At 63.5% G+C, this 17,333-nt stretch carries 12 protein-coding genes and 1 riboswitch; of the genes, 4 read left to right on the forward strand and 8 right to left on the reverse strand.

Going from position 1 to position 17,333, the window contains the following annotated elements; translation table 11 throughout:
• Positions 1-114: 114 nt before the first annotated feature.
• From gcvP to gcvT, 3 genes are read right to left on the reverse strand one after another with little or no spacing between them, the layout of a single operon-like run.
• Complete coding sequence (gene gcvP / locus BUA38_RS26330) at positions 115-2,979, reverse strand: aminomethyl-transferring glycine dehydrogenase (protein ID WP_072826450.1); 2,865 nt, start codon at positions 2,977-2,979, stop codon at positions 115-117.
• Between the two features lie 29 nt (positions 2,980-3,008).
• Positions 3,009-3,380 (reverse strand): glycine cleavage system protein GcvH, encoded by a 372-nt coding sequence (gcvH, locus tag BUA38_RS26335; RefSeq protein ID WP_072822531.1) that lies wholly within the window; start codon positions 3,378-3,380, stop codon positions 3,009-3,011.
• Positions 3,381-3,390: 10 nt separating this feature from the next.
• Complete coding sequence (gene gcvT, locus BUA38_RS26340) at positions 3,391-4,548, reverse strand: glycine cleavage system aminomethyltransferase GcvT (RefSeq protein ID WP_072822533.1); 1,158 nt, start codon at positions 4,546-4,548, stop codon at positions 3,391-3,393.
• Positions 4,549-4,684: 136 nt separating this feature from the next.
• Positions 4,685-4,775: riboswitch (glycine riboswitch) on the reverse strand.
• 211 nt (positions 4,776-4,986) lie between these two features.
• Between gcvT and alaS the strand changes: the two genes are divergently transcribed.
• Positions 4,987-7,665: an alanine--tRNA ligase gene (alaS, locus tag BUA38_RS26345; RefSeq protein WP_072822535.1), complete on the forward strand. Its 2,679-nt coding sequence runs from the start codon at positions 4,987-4,989 to the stop codon at positions 7,663-7,665.
• Between the two features lie 6 nt (positions 7,666-7,671).
• Positions 7,672-8,154: a GNAT family N-acetyltransferase gene (locus BUA38_RS26350; RefSeq protein ID WP_072822537.1), complete on the forward strand. Its 483-nt coding sequence runs from the start codon at positions 7,672-7,674 to the stop codon at positions 8,152-8,154.
• Positions 8,155-8,180: 26 nt separating this feature from the next.
• Here the strand turns inward: BUA38_RS26350 and ilvD are convergent, their stop codons facing one another.
• Positions 8,181-10,022 (reverse strand): dihydroxy-acid dehydratase, encoded by a 1,842-nt coding sequence (ilvD, locus tag BUA38_RS26355; RefSeq protein WP_072822539.1) that lies wholly within the window; start codon positions 10,020-10,022, stop codon positions 8,181-8,183.
• Positions 10,023-10,292: 270 nt separating this feature from the next.
• Positions 10,293-10,745 carry a DUF3455 domain-containing protein gene (locus BUA38_RS26360; RefSeq protein WP_244553055.1) on the reverse strand — a complete coding sequence of 151 codons (453 nt, stop codon included), beginning with the start codon at positions 10,743-10,745 and terminating at the stop codon, positions 10,293-10,295.
• Between the two features lie 219 nt (positions 10,746-10,964).
• Between BUA38_RS26360 and BUA38_RS37110 the strand changes: the two genes are divergently transcribed.
• Positions 10,965-11,117, forward strand: coding sequence for a hypothetical protein (locus tag BUA38_RS37110; RefSeq protein WP_156898737.1), 153 nt, complete (start codon positions 10,965-10,967; stop codon positions 11,115-11,117).
• Positions 11,118-11,130: 13 nt separating this feature from the next.
• Here the strand turns inward: BUA38_RS37110 and BUA38_RS26365 are convergent, their stop codons facing one another.
• From BUA38_RS26365 to BUA38_RS26375, 3 genes are all read right to left on the reverse strand, one after another.
• Positions 11,131-12,342, reverse strand: coding sequence for an NADP-dependent isocitrate dehydrogenase (locus tag BUA38_RS26365; RefSeq protein ID WP_072822541.1), 1,212 nt, complete (start codon positions 12,340-12,342; stop codon positions 11,131-11,133).
• 292 nt (positions 12,343-12,634) lie between these two features.
• Complete coding sequence (locus BUA38_RS26370) at positions 12,635-14,359, reverse strand: alpha/beta hydrolase family protein (RefSeq protein WP_072822543.1); 1,725 nt, start codon at positions 14,357-14,359, stop codon at positions 12,635-12,637.
• A 261-nt stretch (positions 14,360-14,620) separates the two neighbouring features.
• Positions 14,621-15,310 carry a spermidine synthase gene (locus BUA38_RS26375; protein WP_072822545.1) on the reverse strand — a complete coding sequence of 230 codons (690 nt, stop codon included), beginning with the start codon at positions 15,308-15,310 and terminating at the stop codon, positions 14,621-14,623.
• A gap of 794 nt (positions 15,311-16,104) precedes the next feature.
• On the opposite strand from BUA38_RS26375, the gene BUA38_RS26380 reads away from it, so the two are divergent.
• Complete coding sequence (locus tag BUA38_RS26380) at positions 16,105-17,286, forward strand: TrmJ/YjtD family RNA methyltransferase (RefSeq protein ID WP_072822547.1); 1,182 nt, start codon at positions 16,105-16,107, stop codon at positions 17,284-17,286.
• Positions 17,287-17,333: the final 47 nt, after the last annotated feature.

Genomic DNA, 17,333 nt, shown 5'->3' on the forward strand with positions numbered 1-17,333 from the left:
AAGCATCGTCCGGTGCGCTGCTGATCCGGGGCCCACGGGTCGCCAACGAAAGATGGGTCCCGGCTCTGCGGCGCAACGTTCCGCTGCGCCGCGTCCGGGACACGGATACCTGCTTTACTCCGCCGCTTCGGCGTAGTCGCTGATCGGCGGGCAGGAACAGACCAGGTTGCGGTCGCCATAGACGTTGTCGATCCGTCCCACCGGGCACCAATACTTGTCGGTCCGCGAGGTGCCGGCCGGGAAGCAGCCTTCGCTACGGCTATAGGCGCGAGCCCACGCATCGTCGGCGATGTCGTGCACGGTATGCGGCGCGTGACGCAGCGGCGAGGCCTCGACTGTGAAGCGGCCGCTCTCGATCTCGGCGACTTCCTTGCGGATCGCGATCATCGCGTCGCAGAAGCGATCGAGCTCCGCTTTGGATTCGGATTCCGTCGGCTCGATCATCAGCGTGCCCGGCACCGGGAAGCTCATGGTCGGCGCGTGGAAGCCATAGTCGATCAGGCGCTTGGCGATATCGTCGACGGTGACGCCGGCCGAATTCTTCAAGGGCCTCGGATCGATGATGCATTCATGCGCGACGCGGCCCTTGGCGTTGCGGTACAGCACCGGGAAATGGCTCTCCAGCCGTGCGGCGATATAGTTGGCGTTGAGGATCGCGATCTCCGTGGCGCGCGTCAGGCCTTCGCCGCCCATCATCAGGATGTAGATGTAGGAGATGGTGAGGATCGAGGCTGAGCCGTAAGGCGCGGCCGATACCGGGCCGACGGCGCTCTTGCCGTTGTTGGAATGACCCGGCAGGAAAGGTTTGAGATGTGCCTTCACGCCGATCGGCCCCATGCCGGGACCGCCGCCGCCATGCGGGATGCAGAAGGTCTTGTGCAGGTTGAGATGGCTGACATCGGCGCCGTATTCGCCAGGCCGGGCGAGGCCGACCTGCGCATTCAGATTGGCGCCGTCGAGATAAACCTGTCCGCCATGAGCGTGCACGATGTCGCAGATCTCGCGCACATGTTCCTCGAACACGCCGTGCGTCGAGGGATAGGTGATCATCACGGCCGCGAGATTCTTGGCATGCTGCCCGGCCTTGGCGCGCAAATCCGCAACGTCGACGTCGCCGCGCGCGTCGCACGCCACCACGACCACCTCCATGCCCGCCATATGCGCCGACGCCGGATTGGTGCCGTGGGCGGACGAAGGGATCAGGCAGATGTTGCGATGCGCCTCACCCTGTGAGGCATGATAGCCGCGGATCGCGAGCAGCCCGGCATATTCGCCTTGCGCGCCCGAATTCGGCTGCAACGAGATCGCGTCATAGCCGGTGATGTCGCACAGCCATTTTTCAAGACGTGCGAACAGCGCGTGATAGCCTTCCGCCTGCTCACTTGGCGAAAACGGATGCAACGAACCGAACTCCGCCCAGGTCAGCGGCATCATCTCGGTGGTCGCATTCAGCTTCATGGTGCAGGAGCCGAGCGGAATCATCGCGCGATCCAGCGCCAGGTCGCGGTCCGAGAGCTTGCGCATGTAGCGCAACAGCTCTGTCTCCGAGCGGTGGGCGTGGAATACGGGATGGGTGAGGAAGGCGCTTTCGCGCTTCAACGCCGCCGGCAATGCGTCAATGGCCGTCTTTTCGATCTCGGCATAGCTGAGCTTGCCGCCAAAGGCACGCCAGACCGCCTCGACCGTCTCCGCCGTCGTGGTCTCATCCAGTGCGATGCCGAGCGCGCCGTCACCGATGCGCAGATTGACTTTCTCGGACCTTGCCCGCGCAACGATCTCGTTTTGCTTGCCGCCGGCATCAACCGACACCGTATCGAAGAACGCGTCCGACCGCGGCGCAAAGCCGAGCTTGCGCAGGCCGGCCGCCAGCGTAGCAGTGCGGCGATGCACGGAGCGCGCGATATGCGTCAACCCCTCGGGGCCGTGATAGACCGCATACATCGAGGCGATGATCGCGAGCAGCACCTGCGCCGTGCAGATGTTGGAGGTCGCCTTCTCGCGGCGAATATGCTGCTCGCGGGTTTGCAGCGCGAGTCTATACGCAGGTTGGCCGCGCGAATCGACCGACAGCCCGACGAGCCGTCCGGGCAATGACCGCTTGAGCGCGTCACGCACCGCCATATAGGCCGCGTGCGGGCCGCCATAACCCATCGGCACGCCAAAGCGCTGCGCCGAGCCGATTGCGATGTCGGCGCCGAGTTCGCTAGGGGAGGCGAGCAGCGTCAGCGCCAGCAGATCGGCGGCGACAACCGCAAGCGCGCCCTTGGTATGAAGCGCCGCAATCGCTGGGCGAAGATCGCGCACCGCGCCCGAGCTGCCCGGATATTGCAACAGACCGCCGAACACATCAGCGCCCTCGAGCTGGGTCAGGGGATCGCCGACGACGAGCGTCCAGCCCAACGGCTCGGCGCGGGTTCGCAGCACGGCCAGCGTCTGCGGATGCACGTCGGCATCGACGAAGAACGACTTGGTCTTGGCTTGGGATGCGCGCTCCGTGAGCGCCATCGCCTCGGCCGCCGCGGTGGCTTCATCGAGCAGCGAGGCGTTGGCGACATCGAGCCCGGTGAGGTCAGAGATCATGGTCTGGAAGTTGAACAAGGCTTCCAGCCGGCCCTGGCTGATTTCGGGCTGGTACGGCGTATAGGCCGTGTACCAGGCCGGGTTTTCCAGGATGTTGCGCTGGATCACGGCCGGAAGGATCGTGCCGGAATAGCCCTGGCCGATCAGCGAGGTGAACACCTGATTTTTCGAGGCGAGCTCGCGCATGTGGGCCAGCGCCTCGGTCTCGCTCAACGCGCGGCCGAGATCGAGCGGGGCTTTCTGGCGGATCGAACCGGGTAGCGTCTCCGCCATCAGCGACGAGAGGCTTGGGCTGCCGACGGTCTTGAGCATCGCGGCGACGTCGCGTGGGGAAGGGCCGATGTGGCGGCGCGCGAAAGTCGTGGCGGGCTCGGTCAGCGGTTTGATGGGCGCGGTCATTGGCGTTTCCTTCCGCTTTTCCTTCGCAATCAAGCGATGTGTTTCTGGTAGGCGGCTTCATCCATCAGGCCACCGAGTTCGCTGCGATCCGATATCTTCAGCTTGAAGAACCAGGCCTTGCCCGCGGCGTCCGAATTGACCAGCGCCGGCTCGCCTGCGAGCTCGCTGTTGACTTCCAGCACCTCGCCCGAAATCGGCGCGTAGACGTCGGAAGCGGCCTTGACGGATTCGACGACGGCGGCGGCCTCGGCCTTTTTCAGCGTGCGGCCGACTTTCGGCAGTTCGACGAACACGACATCGCCCAATTGCGATTGCGCGTAGTCCGTCACGCCGATGGTGGCGACGTCGCCTTCGATGCGGAGCCACTCGTGGTCGTCGGTGTAGAGCGTGGTCGTCGTCATGAAAAATCCCTCAGCGTTTATAGGTGTTGGGAACAAACGGCATCGGCGCTGTGCGCAGGGCGAGGCGCTGGCCGCGCACTTCCGCGAAGACGACGGTGTCGGGAGCCGCCAGCGACGACGGCACATATCCCATCGCGACCGGCGCATTGAGGCTCGGTCCGAAACCGCCGGAGGTCACGCTGCCGATCGGCGACGATGACGTCTCATCGGCAAACAGCGCTACGCCTTCGCGCACCGGCGCGCGCCCCTCAGGCCTGAGACCGACGCGGCGGCGCGGGGCGCCTTGCTCGAACTGGCCCAGGATGGCGTTGGCGCCGGGAAATCCGCCCGGCCGCGCGCCGCCCTTGCGGCGGCTCTTTTGGACCGACCATTCCAGCGCGCCTTCGACCGGCGTCGTCGCGGGATCGAGGTCGTGGCCGTAGAGACAAAGCCCGGCCTCCAGTCTCAAACTATCGCGCGCGCCAAGCCCGATCGGCAGCACGGCGTCGTCGGCGAGCAATTCTTTGGCGAAACCTTCGGCGGCGTCGGCCGGTACCGAAATCTCAAAACCGTCTTCGCCGGTATAGCCGGAGCGGGAGACGAAGCAGTCAAGGCCGGCCAGACGCCTAGGGCCAGCGTCCATGAATTTCATCGTGGCGATTTCGGCGTCGAATCGTTTGAGCACCGATTCGGCTTTGGGCCCCTGCAGCGCGATCAGCGCGCGGCTCCGCAGCGGCTCGACGGTGCAGACATCCGAGAGATGTTCCTTCAGATGCGCCTCGTCCTCGGCCTTGCAGGCGGCATTGACGACCAGAAACAGGTGGTCGCCAAAATTCGCCACCATGAGGTCGTCGAGGATGCCGCCGGCCTCATTGGTGAACAGCGCATAGCGTTGCCGCCCCGCAGGCAGCGCCAGAATGTCCTGCGGCACCAGCCATTCCAGCGCGCGGGCGGCGTCCTCGACCCGGCCGGATTTCGGCCGAAGTACGATCTGGCCCATGTGCGACACATCGAACAGGCCACAGCTGGCGCGCGTGTGCAGGTGTTCCTTGAGGACGCCTGTTCCATACTGCACCGGCATGTCATAGCCGGCGAATGGAACCATCTTGCCGCCGCGCGACAGATGCAGCGCGTGCAAGGGCGTTTGCTTCAAGGGGGGCGGGGAGGCGGAAACTTCAGCGGCAAGCATCACGGAGCCCTCGCGGATTTGCCGAGGGCTGATTCCCTCCAAATCCGAAAAGCCCCATCTGTCGCTGTGCCTGAGAGTATTATCCCGTCGGCGGGCACGTCCGGGTCAGACCCGAGTGCCTCTTTCCAGATGTATCGATGTCACGAGGGTCCTTTTGCCTGAGAGTTTCCGGGGCGGTTGCTCCTTCGGCGCCGGCTCCTTCAGCCGATCTCTCCCGACGTGACGTGTCGGATAAATAAGCGAAAAGCAGAGCCCCGCCAAGCCCGTCAACGCGATGAACAAGCCGCTATCAACGTTAAATCCGAGGCACTGGCAGCGACAAATAACAGGCAATAACTGCAACCCTCTGATGCCGTTGCAAGTTTCTGGACAGCGCTTGGCCCCTTGTCTAAAAGCGTCTCGGCACAGCCTTTGGGCAGTTTGGCGATTGGACGTTTAATGAGCGGCGTTAACGAAATCAGGTCGACTTTTCTCAAGTTTTTTGCCGATAACGGCCACGAAATCGTGTCGTCGTCGCCGCTCGTGCCGCGCAACGACCCGACCCTGATGTTCACCAATGCCGGCATGGTGCAATTCAAGAACGTCTTCACCGGCGTCGAGAAGCGGGCCTATCAGCGCGCCACGACCTCGCAGAAATGCGTGCGCGCCGGCGGCAAGCACAACGACCTCGACAATGTCGGCTATACCGCGCGCCACCTCACCTTCTTCGAGATGCTCGGCAACTTCTCGTTCGGCGATTACTTCAAGGAACGCGCGATCGAACTCGCCTGGACGCTGATCACCAAGGAGTTCGGGCTCAAGAAGGACAAGCTGCTCGTCACCGTCTATCACAACGACGACGCCGCGGCCGGGTTCTGGAAGAAGATCGCGGGCTTCACCGATGATCGCATTATCCGCATCGCGACCTCGGACAATTTCTGGGCGATGGGCGACACCGGCCCCTGCGGGCCGTGTTCCGAAATTTTCATCGACCGCGGCGAGCACATCTGGGGCGGTCCTCCGGGCAGCCCGGAAGAGGATGGCGACCGCTTCCTCGAATTCTGGAACCTCGTGTTCATGCAGTTCGAGCAGGTGACGCCGGAACAGCGCGTCGACCTGCCGCGCCCCTCGATCGACACCGGCATGGGGCTCGAGCGCATGGCCTCGGTGCTGCAAGGCGTCGAAAGCGTGTTCGAGACGGATATGTTCCGTCACCTGATCGAAGCAACGAGCGCCGCGCTCGGACAGGGGCCGGGCAAGGACAATATCGCGTCGTACCGGGTGATCGCCGACCACTTGCGCGCCTCGTCGTTTTTGATCTCCGACGGCGTGCTGCCCTCGAACGAAGGCCGCGGCTATGTGCTGCGCCGGATCATGCGCCGCGCGATGCGGCATGGGCAATTGCTGGGCGCGCGCGAGCCGTTGATGCATCGCCTGGTCTGGGCGCTGGTGCGCGAAATGGGCCAGGCCTATCCCGAACTGGTCCGCGCCGAGACGCTGATCGAGGAAACTTTGCGGCTGGAAGAGACGCGCTTCCGCAAGACGCTCGACCGCGGCCTTGCGATTCTCGACGAGAAGAGCGTAGGTCTCAAGAAAGGCGACATGTTCGACGGCGATACGGCGTTTACGCTGTACGATACCTACGGCTTCCCGCTCGACCTGACGCAGGATGCGCTGAAGTCGCGCGGCATCAGCGTCGATCAGGCGTCGTTCACCGATGCGATGGACCGCCAGCGTGCCAAGGCACGCGCGTCATGGGTGGGAAGCGGCGACACCGCGAGCGAAGCGGTGTGGTTTCCGCTGCGCGAAAAACTCGGCGCCACCGAATTCCTCGGCTACGAGACCGAAACCGCCGAAGGCGTGGTCGGCGCGCTGGTGAAAGATGGCGCGGCGGTCGATCAGCTCAAGCTAGGCGAGAGTGGCGCGATCGTGCTGAACCAGACGCCGTTCTACGGCGAATCCGGCGGCCAGGTCGGCGATATCGGCGTCATGCTAGGTGAGGGCGTCCGCTTCCGCGTCACGGACACGCAGAAGAAGGCCGGCGATCTCTTCATCCACCTCGGCACCGTCGAGCAGGGCACGCTAAAGGCCGGTACGGCGTTGCAGCTCGATGTCGACCATGCCAGGCGTTCGTCGATCCGCGCGCATCATTCTGCGACGCACCTCCTGCATGAGGCGCTGCGCCAGGTTCTGGGAGATCACATCGCCCAGCGCGGCTCGCTGGTTGCGCCGGATCGGCTTCGCTTCGACTTCGTGCATCCTAAGCCGATCACGCCGGAAGAACTCGCCCGCGTTGAAGACATCGCCAACGAGGTGGTGCTGGAAAACGACGAGGTCACCACGCGCCTGATGGGCGTCGACGAGGCGCGCGAAGCCGGTGCGCGGGCGCTGTTCGGCGAGAAATACGGCGACGAGGTCCGCGTGGTCTCGATGGGCAAGACCGCACGCGAGCATGGCACGAACGCGCTCGGCTGGTCGGTCGAGTTGTGCGGCGGCACGCATGTCAAGCGCACCGGCGACATCGGCCTGATCTCTGTGACCTCCGAAAGCGCGGTGGCGTCGGGCGTGCGCCGCATCGAGGCCTTGACCGGTAACTACGCGCGCAAGCATGCCAATGACGCGATTGCGCTGGCAAAGACAGCGGCGAACGAACTGCGTACTTCAGTCGATGATGTGCCCGCGCGCATTGCCGCGCTGATGGAAGAGCGCAAGAAGCTTGAACGGGATTTGTCGGATGCGCGCAAGAAGTTGGCGATGGGCGGCGGCGCGTCCGCTTCGAACGGGGCAAGCGCTGCCGGTGTGCGCGAAGTCGGCGATGTCAAGCTGATGGCGCGCGCGGTCGAAGGTATCGAAATGAAGGATCTCAAGAGCCTCGCCGATGACGGCAAGAAGCAATTGGGCTCCGGCGTCGTCGCGATTGTCGGCGTCACCGATGACGGCAAGGCCGGCGTGGTCGTCGGCGTCACCGCCGATCTCACCGCGCGCTACAACGCGGTCGATCTCGTGCGCGTCGCCTCCGAGGCGCTCGGCGGCAAGGGCGGCGGCGGCCGGCCCGACATGGCGCAGGCCGGCGGTCCCGATGGAGCCAAGGCTGACGCGGCGCTCGCCGCGATCGAAAAGGCGATGGCGGGAGCATAACCCGCCATGCTGACGATCAGGCGCGCCGAACCCGCCGATGCTCAAGTCATCGGCGCCGTGTTCGACGCGGCCGTGCGCGAGGGATGGAAATATCTCGGCGAACTTGCAGCGCGGCCGATGTTTCCGCCGGAAGAGTGGGACGACGAAGTCGCCAAGCATGCGCCGCCCAATGCGCTTCTGGTCGCGACGAATGAAACCAATCGCGTGATCGGCTTCGTTGCCGTGCATCCCGCTGAGGGCGAGATGTACCTTTTGTTCGTACACCCGGACCATGCCGGCCGCGGCGTTGCCAGGGCGTTGCTGGATGCGGCGCACGAGGTGCTGCGGTCGGCCGGCTGTCGCGAAGTCTTTCTCTACACCCACGAGCAGAACGCGCGCGCGATCGCGGTCTACGAGGCCGCTGGCTATCGGCGCGACGGTACGGTGCGCGAGCTGGAGTTTCGCGGTGTCCACCAGCGCGAACCGAGACTGGTAAAGGTCTTGAACTGACAAGCCCGGGAATTGCGGCCTGACAGCTAGTCCTTCACCACACGCACCGCGCCGCGTGAGGCGCTGGTGGTCAGCGCCGCGTAAGCCTTTAACGCGGTTGAAACCTTGCGGGCGCGCTTGGCCGGCTTCCAGGCGTTCTTGCCCTTGGCCTGCATCGCTTCGCGGCGGCGCTTCAGCTCAGTTTCGTCGACGGCGAGGTTGATCGAACGGGCGGGAATGTCGATCTCGATCCGGTCGCCATCCTGCACCAGGCCGATCAGGCCGCCTTCGGCTGCTTCCGGCGAGACATGGCCGATCGAGAGGCCGGACGAACCGCCGGAGAAGCGGCCGTCGGTGACGAGCGCGCAAGCCTTGCCGAGGCCCTTCGATTTCAGATAGCTCGTCGGATACAGCATCTCCTGCATGCCGGGGCCGCCGCGCGGACCTTCATAGATGATGACGACGACGTCGCCTTCCCTGATCTTGCCGGTCAGGATCGCTTCCACCGCGGCGTCCTGGCTTTCCAGCACGCGGGCGGGGCCTGAGAACTTCAGGATGCTGGCATCGACGCCGGCGGTCTTCACGATGCAGCCGTCGAGTGCGAGATTGCCTGATAGCACCGCAAGCCCGCCGTCGCGCGAGTAAGCATGCTCGGCGCTGCGGATGCAGCCGGTGGTGCGATCAAGGTCCAGCTCCTCGAAGCGGCGATCCTGGCTGAAGGCCTCTTGAGTGGGTACGCCGCCGGGAGCCGCCAAATAGAACTTACGGACGCTTTCGCTTTTGGTGCGCGTGATGTCCCAGCGTTCCAGTGCCGCGGCGAGCGACATCGAATGCACGCTCGGCAGGTCGGAATGCAGCAGGCCGGCCTTTTCGAGCTCGCCCATGATCGCCATCACGCCGCCGGCGCGATGCACGTCCTCCAGATGCACGTCAGCCACGGAAGGGGCGACCTTGCAGAGCACCGGCACTTTCCGCGACAGGCGGTCGATGTCCTTCATGGTGAAGGGCACTTCGCCCTCATAAGCGGCGGCGAGCAGGTGCAGCACCGTGTTTGTCGAGCCGCCCATCGCGATATCGAGGCTCATGGCGTTTTCGAACGCCTTGAAGTTCGCGACATTGCGCGGCAGCACGCTGTCATCGTCCTGTTCATAATGACGCCGCGCCAGATCGACGATCAGGTGGCCGGCCTCGACGAACAATCCCCTGCGGTCGGCATGGGTCGCCAGCACCGAGCCGTTGCCGGGCAGCGACAAGCCCAGCGCCTCGGTGAGGCAATTCATCGAATTGGCCGTGAACATGCCCGAGCACGAGCCACAGGTCGGGCAGGCCGAGCGCTCGATCACCTCGACGTCGGCGTCGCTGACCTTGTCGTCGGCGGCCGCCACCATGGCGTCGATCAGATCGACCGATCTGACCTTGCCCTTGATGTTGACCTTGCCCGACTCCATCGGCCCGCCGGAGACGAACACGGTCGGAATGTTCAGCCGCAGCGCTGCCATCAGCATGCCGGGCGTGATCTTGTCGCAGTTGGAAATGCAGACGAGCGCGTCGGCGCAATGCGCATTGACCATGTATTCGACGCTGTCGGCGATCAGTTCGCGCGAGGGCAGGCTGTAGAGCATGCCGTCATGGCCCATGGCGATGCCGTCATCGACCGCGATGGTGTTGAATTCCTTGGCGACGCCGCCGGCGGTCTCGATCTCGCGCGCCACCAGTTGCCCGAGGTCTTTCAGATGCACGTGACCGGGGACGAACTGCGTGAAGGAATTGGCGATCGCGATGATCGGCTTGCCGAAGTCTTCGTTCTTCATTCCCGTGGCGCGCCACAGGCCGCGCGCGCCGGCCATGTTGCGGCCGTGGGTGGTGGTGCGGGAACGATAGGCAGGCATGGATTCCTCCTGAAAGCCGAGACCCGCTCTTAAGGGCGGGCTGTATCCAAAACGATCAGGCGCGGCTTACCGAAAAGCCGCGCCTGGTTCGACCCTTAATTTTGCGGTTCAGCGATGCCGGCCGGGCAATGGCTGAGGCTCGGTGGCTTCATCCTTCGAGACGCTCGCGTCCCGCGAGCTCCTCAGGATGAGGTCGAGAATTTCTTAACCCTCATGGTGAGGAGCGCGGCACTGCCGCGCGTCTCGAACCATGAGGCCGAGGGTCTGAGTTTACGCCTTCTTCAGGAACACGTAGTCGGCCGAGTAGGGCGCCGACTTGAAGCTGCCGGCCTTGTCGCAAGCACCGTCGAGCTTGCCGCCCTTGGTGTTGACCCGCTGCACGGTGGTGACGCCGGTCAGCACGCCGCTGCCGCGCGAGGCGGTTACCTGAAGCTTCAGCCAGGGGATGTCGTCGGCGGTGGCGCCCGGCGCGTTGCCGACGACCTTGCCGACCACGGCGCTGCCGTCGATGTGCTCCCAGTTCGGCCCGGCATAGTGCCGGCCGATGGTCTTGCCGTCGACCAGAAGAGTGGCGATCGGTTCGCGGAACGCCCAGGCGAGCTTGCCGTCGGCGCCGGCCTTGCACTCATAGACCTGCGCGCCCTCGGCATGCACCGTGAGTACCACGGTCTCTCCCGGCGCCGCGATGGCGTCGGGAAGCGGTGTTTGTGCCTTCGCGCTCATTGCTGCTCCCAGAACGAATGACAGCGCCAAAACGGTCCGCCCGATGAACGGCATATCGTTACTCCAGTTGTGCAGAGGGTCCATACTTCGTCATTGCGAGGAGTGAAACGACGATTGCTTCCGTCTTCGCAGCTCTCGCCAAGCCGGCCGCCGGCAATCTACGCATCCTTTTTCATCAGGTAAAATAGAGTTTGGTGATCGCAGCGATAGGATTATCTGATGATCGACGTCACACTGCCGCAGCTTCTCGAAAAGCACGCCTGCCACGTCATTCCGGGATGCGCCGCAAGGCGCCGGCCCGGAATCCATGGCACGGCACGAATAGGGGGAGCAATGGATTCCGGGCTCGCGCTCGCGCGCGCCCCGGAATGACGGGAGGATTGTGTTACGCCATCGCCTTGGTGAGGTTTTCCGCGACCTTGTCGAGGAAACCAGTGGTAGAGAGCCAGCGCTGGTCGGCGCCGACCAGGAGCGCGAGGTCCTTGGTCATGAAGCCGGCCTCGACCGTGTCGACGCAGACCTTCTCCAGCGTGGAAGCGAACTTCGCTAGCTCGGCGTTGTTGTCGAGCTTGGCGCGATGCGACAGGCCGCGGGTCCAGGCGAAGATCGAGGCGATCGAGTTGGTCGAGGTCTCCTTGCCCTTCTGGTGCTCGCGATAGTGGCGGGTCACGGTGCCGTGCGCGGCTTCGGCTTCCACCGTCTTGCCGTCGGGGGTGAGCAGCACCGAGGTCATCAGGCCGAGGGAGCCGTAGCCCTGCGCCACGGTGTCCGACTGCACGTCGCCGTCGTAGTTCTTGCAGGCCCAGACGTAGCCGCCGGACCATTTCAGGGCCGAGGCGACCATATCGTCGATCAGGCGGTGCTCGTAGGTCAGGCCCTTGGCGTCGAATTCCTTCTTGAATTCGCGATCGAAGATTTCCTGGAAGATATCCTTGAAGCGGCCGTCATAGACCTTGAGGATCGTGTTCTTGGTCGAGAGGTAGACCGGGTAGTTGCGCATCAGGCCGTAGTTGAAGGAAGCGCGGGCGAAATCGATGATGGAATCGTCGAGATTGTACATCTCCATCGCAACGCCGGGACCCGGCGTCTTGAACACTTCCTTCTCGATCACGGTGCCGTCTTCGCCGACGAACTTCAGGGTCAGCACGCCCTTGCCAGGGAAGCGGATGTCGGTGGCGCGATACTGGTCGCCATAGGCATGACGGCCGATGATGATCGGCTTGGTCCAGCCCGGCACCAGCCGCGGCACGTTCTTGCAGATGATCGGTTCGCGGAAGATGCAGCCGCCGAGAATGTTGCGGATGGTGCCGTTGGGGGACTTCCACATTTGCTTGAGGCCGAATTCCTTCACCCGCGCTTCGTCCGGGGTGATGGTGGCGCATTTGACGCCGACGCCGACCTTCTTGATGGCGTTTGCGGCATCGATCGTGACCTGGTCGTCGGTCTTGTCGCGGTATTCCATCCCCAGGTCGAAATACATCAGGTCGATATCGAGGAAGGGGTGAATCAACTTGTCCTTGATGTACTGCCAGATGATCCGGGTCATCTCGTCGCCATCGAGTTCGACGACGGGGTTGGTCACCTTGATTTTTGCCATGGGGAGACGGGCCTTTTTTGAAAGAGCGCCTTGGAAAGCGGCGCGGAAACCGGATTGATCGCAGGGCTATAGCACCGCCCGTGCGCCTGCGAAAGCCGAGCCGCTATGCAGTTTCAGCCCATCTTTTGGCTCTTTCTTTTCCCTCCCCCTTGCGAGCCGGGGTAGGGGCGTGTCCCGGGCGCACTGCGCCGTGTAACGACGCTGTGCAGAACCGGGACCCATTCCAAAAGCTGGATCCCGGATCTGCGAAGCGGTACTACGCACCGCATCGCGTCCGGGACACGCAACCACCTCAGAACGCCGCCTGCGTGGCGGTGCCGGCCACCACGTACCAGGTGACGAACAGGCCCGAGAGGAGGGCGCCGGGCAGGCTCGATCCGGTCCGCCGCCACGTGAAGGTGGCAATGATGGCCACGACCGCCAGCAGCGGCACGAACTGGATCGCCACGATCGTCGACAGCGGCACGAAACTGGGGTCGGGGATCGGGTTGAACAGTTTCCCGGACAGCCACAGCGTGAGGTACTGCGCACCGACCAGCACAATGAAGCCGAGCGTCAGTGCCAGAATATTGGTCAGATAAAGCGCGCCGCGCGAGGCGCCGAGGCTTGAGAAATTACGGTGCAGGACGTGCAGCGCGATCACGAAAAACGCCGTGATCGGCAGGAGATAGATCAGGAAGATCATAAACTGCTTTGCGCTCATCAGTTTCAACGCGACGATCCAGAAGCGGAAGTCGATCTTGAAGAGCCAATCGCAGAGCCAGAGCGCGGCATAACCGGCGGCGACCGTGGCCAGCGCGATCAGGATCGAGGGGCCGATAATCCCGCTGCGGCTGGCGCGTTTCGGCGCGAAGCGCATCAGCGCCCACGCGATTAGCCCGTTGATGATCACCCAGACCAGGATCTGGTTGGTGATGCCTTGCGGCAGGAAGCGCGACGGCGCGACGAAGGTGCCGCCGAGCGCAAAGGCCGGATAATAAGTCAGCGCCGGGATGAAGGCCGACAGCAGCAAGGCGCCAACCCAGCGGCCACCTCTCGCCGTCTCAAGCGGTGTCGAGCCGTCGGCGGCTTGAGGCAGCCTCAAATGTGAAAACATCGGCGCCTCGAGCAGTCCGTCAAACACCCCGAGCAGCAGGGCGACAAAGCCGATCAGCGCGATCAGCGTGCCGAGTTCCTTCCGGAACCAGATCTGGTTGTCGGCCGGCAGAGGCGTGCCGCCCTTCAAGGTTCGCGCAAACCAGTCGAGGCTGTAGCCGATCGCTTCTTTCGAAATATGCTCGGCCGGGTGGGTAATGTCAGGCGTGTACAGCACGCGCGCCGTTCCCTGCGCCTTGTCGCCATACTCCTTGCCGGGTTCGACCGCGCCCGACGCGCCAAACAACGCCTGGAGTTTCGGGCTTTGCGTGACGTCGGCAGCCTTTTCGACGCCCCACATCAGAACCGGGAATTCCTCGTACTTGGCGAAGATCAGCGCGGCGTTGCGCGGCCAGGATGCCGTGCCTTCGGCGGCAAAGGGTTTGCCGGTGGAGGAGCCCTCCAGCACCATCGACTTGTAGTCGTTCGGCATCGCGCTCGCTGCCGCCAGCACTGTCCAGCCGCCCATCGAGTGCCCTTCGAGGCCGATGTTGTCCTTGTCGACGAATTCGAGGCTGCGCAGGTAAGCGAGACCATCCGGGCCGCCAAAGCCGTTGGCGAAAGCAGGAGGATCGCTATAGCCGTGGCCGGTCTGGTCGAGCGCCAGCACGACATAGCCGCGGCGGGCGAATTCGATCGCAAAGCCGTCCTGGGTTTCGCGCGAATTGATGTAGCCGTGGACCGCGAGAATGCCGGGGGCTGGAATCTGCGCCGTCGCATTCGGCGGCACGTAGAGCAGGGCGCTCATGGTGTTGCCCTTGGCGCCGGTGAACCTGATATCACGGACCTGAATGCCGCCGGAGGTCTGCGTCACCCAGGCGAACGCCCCGCCGGCCAAAATCAAAACGAGTCCGATAATCGCCAGAGTCCATCTGCGATGCATGGCGTCCCTCCCTGTGTCGTCCCGTGTCGCGCCGATCGTTGATGTGTCGGGCGCGTTTTGATTTCGAGAGAAAGCCTATCCGAAAGCAAATGGCGCGCAAGCGAAGGCTGCTACATTCCAGAACGCAATTCAGACACGAAGTAGAATCGCCAGTCTGAAAATTTCGCCAAGCGGAATGTGCGTTGCGATCGAACGGTCTTCGCGACGCGTGCAAAGGCTGCGCTTTCGGCGGCCAGACCTGGAGCCGGGTGAATCTGTCCGTTAGCGCGAGGCCGGCAGAGGCTTGGTTGCGAACCAGATGACGTGGTGGGCGCCGCTGCGCTTGGTCGTTGCGCGCAAGCCAACTTCATTCACCTCGAAATCAGCCGTGCCAAGCCGTTTCGAAAACGCGGTATTTGGCCCGGATGACCAGACCGCAAGGATACCGCCCGGCCGCAGCGCGCGGCGGATCGATTGCAGTCCCTTGAGGTCGTAGAGTGCGTCATTGGCCTTGCGGATCAATGCTTCCGGGCCGTTATCGACATCGAGTAGAATGGCGTCGAACGCCGACGGCGACGCTTTGATCATTTCGACCACATCGGCTTCGCGAATGACAGCGCGTGGATCGTTCAGGCTATCGCCAAAGATATCGGCCATTGGCCCACGCGCCCATACGATCACGGCGGGGACGAGTTCGGCGACAGTAATCCGTGCTTGCGCGCCCAACACCGCGAGCGCGGCGCGCAATGTAAAGCCCATGCCCAGTCCGCCGATCAACAGATGCGGGCGCTTGACGCCGTCGATCCTTCGACAGGCGAGCGTCGCGAGCGCCTCCTCCGATCCGCTGAGACGACTGTTCATCAACTCGTTCTGACCGAGCATCATTGAGAACTCGGCGCCCCTTCGCATCAAGCGAAGTTCGACGTCGGTACCGGGCACTCGGGTCGTATCGATCTGCAACCACGGAATCATGCGATGCTTCTACGCTGTTTGATACGGTCATGCGAGGTCCGCTATGGGTCATTACCCGACATGCCGATGCAGCCGGACTCGCTGCGGCCGTCGATCAAGCCCGCGTGAAACTGCGAACCTTCAGCGATCGGCCGCGACTGCTCGAAGCTCGCATCTTATTTGCACGACTTCCTCTCCTCACAATGACATCAAGCAATTGGTCATCACTTGACAGGATTTTGCACTCCGCAAGTGATTTGCCCGTCGTGCCATCGTGTCGCAGACGTTTGCCTTGTGGCGTCGGGCAAATCAGAAGCATTTTTCCGCGCGTCCCGTGCTCTCAAGGAGAGGGGCGTTTCGCGATCGTCACTGAACGTTGGGCGCGGGATTGCGATGGACGCTTTGGCGCGCGAAAGACGAACGCGTGGAAAGCGGACGGCCAAGCCGTGTGGTCCTGATATCTCGACGCTGATATCAAGCTGGCGACAATGCTTCCGCATTGCGCTGGTGATGGTGACAAAAAGCCCGATCGCCAGGGAGAGCGCGGAATAGGCCGTCAAAACCGTCGCGCAGGGAATGCCGGAATGTTCGGCGTACCTGTGGTGACTAACTTGTGTGCTTTCACCTTTCGCACACAAGGCTGCGGGTGCGGAAAACACCCGGCATTCCTTGCGCCCTCTCATGTCAGAGGGACTTGTTCTTCAAAACCCGGGCCGCGGGGAGGCGACGCATGTGCGAAATTGTCTTGGATTATCAAGGCATCCGTCATAACGAAGGCGACTTGAGCCACATCTCAATTTAAAGACGAAGCCCTGATGTCCGGTACCGACAGAACCAAACCCAGCCTCGAACTCGCCGGCCCCATCGTCATTTTGGTCGAGCCGCAGCTTGGCGAGAACATCGGCATGGCCGCGCGCGCGATGGGCAATTTTGCGCTTGATCGGCTTCGCATCGTCAACCCGCGCGACGGCTGGCCGAACGTGGCAGCCCAACGCGCCGCGGCCGGCGCCGACCATATCCTTGAGCACGTCGAACTGTTCGAAACCGTCGAGGCGGCGGTAGCTGACTGCACGCTGCTGTTCGCCACCACCGCCCGCGCCCATGACCAGGCCAAGCCCGTGGTCGGGCCGGAAGCGGCGGCGGCCGAAATGGTCGGCCAGATCAACGCCGGCGGCACGGTCGGCATTCTCTTCGGCCGCGAGCGCTGGGGGCTGACGAACGAGGAGGTCGGGCTTTCCAACCGCATCGTGACGTTCCCGGTCAATCCCGGCTTTGCCTCGCTCAACCTGGCGCAGGCGGTGCTTCTGATCAGCTATGAATGGTTCAAGCTCTCGACCGCGGGCACCTTGCCGTTTGCGATGACGGAGCGTTCCGAACCGGCGTCGCAATATCAGATCCAGGCCTTCTTCGATAATCTCGTCCGCGAACTCGACAAGGTCGAATTCCTGCGACCCGCCGAAAAGCGCGACACCATGCTGGTCAACCTGCGTAACATCTTCACCCGGATGGAGCCGACCAAGCAGGACATGCACACGCTGCACGGCGTAGTGATGGCGATCGCCGAGGGACGAAAGGGACCGGCCAAGGGCGGCGTGCTCGATGGCGAACAGGCGACGCGCTTGCGCGCGCTGCTCGCCGAGCAGGGCGGTGCGACATCCGATGGCAGCAGCACCGTGCGCGGGCTGGCGCGGCTGTTGCGGCGCAATCCGACCGATGCCGAGCGCATTCTGTGGCAGTCGCTGACCCGCGATCGCCGCTTTGCGGGACAGTTCAAGCGGCAGACGCCGGTCGGCCGCCAGATCCCGGATTTCGTTTCCTTCGTGCACCGGATCGCGATCGAACTGACGAACCCGGGCGAGTCCGACGCCATCATCAAGGACCGCAGCGGACGGCGGGCCTGGCTCGAGGCTCGGGATTACCGGGTGCTGGATATGGCGGTCGCCGACGTCGAGCGCGATCTGGACGCCGAACTGGATCGGCTCTCACAGCTCCTCTGAGTACCGTTTTGACGCTGCCAGCGAATTTCTGCACCGTTGCCAGGATT

This window comes from Bradyrhizobium erythrophlei (assembly GCF_900142985.1).
In the GTDB taxonomy this organism is placed as follows: Bacteria; Pseudomonadota; Alphaproteobacteria; order Rhizobiales; family Xanthobacteraceae; genus Bradyrhizobium; species Bradyrhizobium erythrophlei_B.

Bases quoted from the DNA above. Each gene is read 5' to 3' on its own strand.
- gcvP (WP_072826450.1), bottom strand. From the start codon at position 2,979: ATGACCGCGCCCATCAAACCGCTGACCGAGCCCGCCACGACTTTCGCG.
- gcvH (WP_072822531.1), bottom strand. From the start codon at position 3,380: ATGACGACGACCACGCTCTACACCGACGACCACGAGTGGCTCCGCATC.
- gcvT (WP_072822533.1), bottom strand. From the start codon at position 4,548: ATGCTTGCCGCTGAAGTTTCCGCCTCCCCGCCCCCCTTGAAGCAAACG.
- alaS (WP_072822535.1), top strand. From the start codon at position 4,987: ATGAGCGGCGTTAACGAAATCAGGTCGACTTTTCTCAAGTTTTTTGCC.
- BUA38_RS26350 (WP_072822537.1), top strand. From the start codon at position 7,672: ATGCTGACGATCAGGCGCGCCGAACCCGCCGATGCTCAAGTCATCGGC.
- ilvD (WP_072822539.1), bottom strand. From the start codon at position 10,022: ATGCCTGCCTATCGTTCCCGCACCACCACCCACGGCCGCAACATGGCC.
- BUA38_RS26360 (WP_244553055.1), bottom strand. From the start codon at position 10,745: ATGAGCGCGAAGGCACAAACACCGCTTCCCGACGCCATCGCGGCGCCG.
- BUA38_RS37110 (WP_156898737.1), top strand. From the start codon at position 10,965: ATGATCGACGTCACACTGCCGCAGCTTCTCGAAAAGCACGCCTGCCAC.
- BUA38_RS26365 (WP_072822541.1), bottom strand. From the start codon at position 12,342: ATGGCAAAAATCAAGGTGACCAACCCCGTCGTCGAACTCGATGGCGAC.
- BUA38_RS26370 (WP_072822543.1), bottom strand. From the start codon at position 14,359: ATGCATCGCAGATGGACTCTGGCGATTATCGGACTCGTTTTGATTTTG.
- BUA38_RS26375 (WP_072822545.1), bottom strand. From the start codon at position 15,310: ATGATTCCGTGGTTGCAGATCGATACGACCCGAGTGCCCGGTACCGAC.
- BUA38_RS26380 (WP_072822547.1), top strand. From the start codon at position 16,105: ATGTCCGGTACCGACAGAACCAAACCCAGCCTCGAACTCGCCGGCCCC.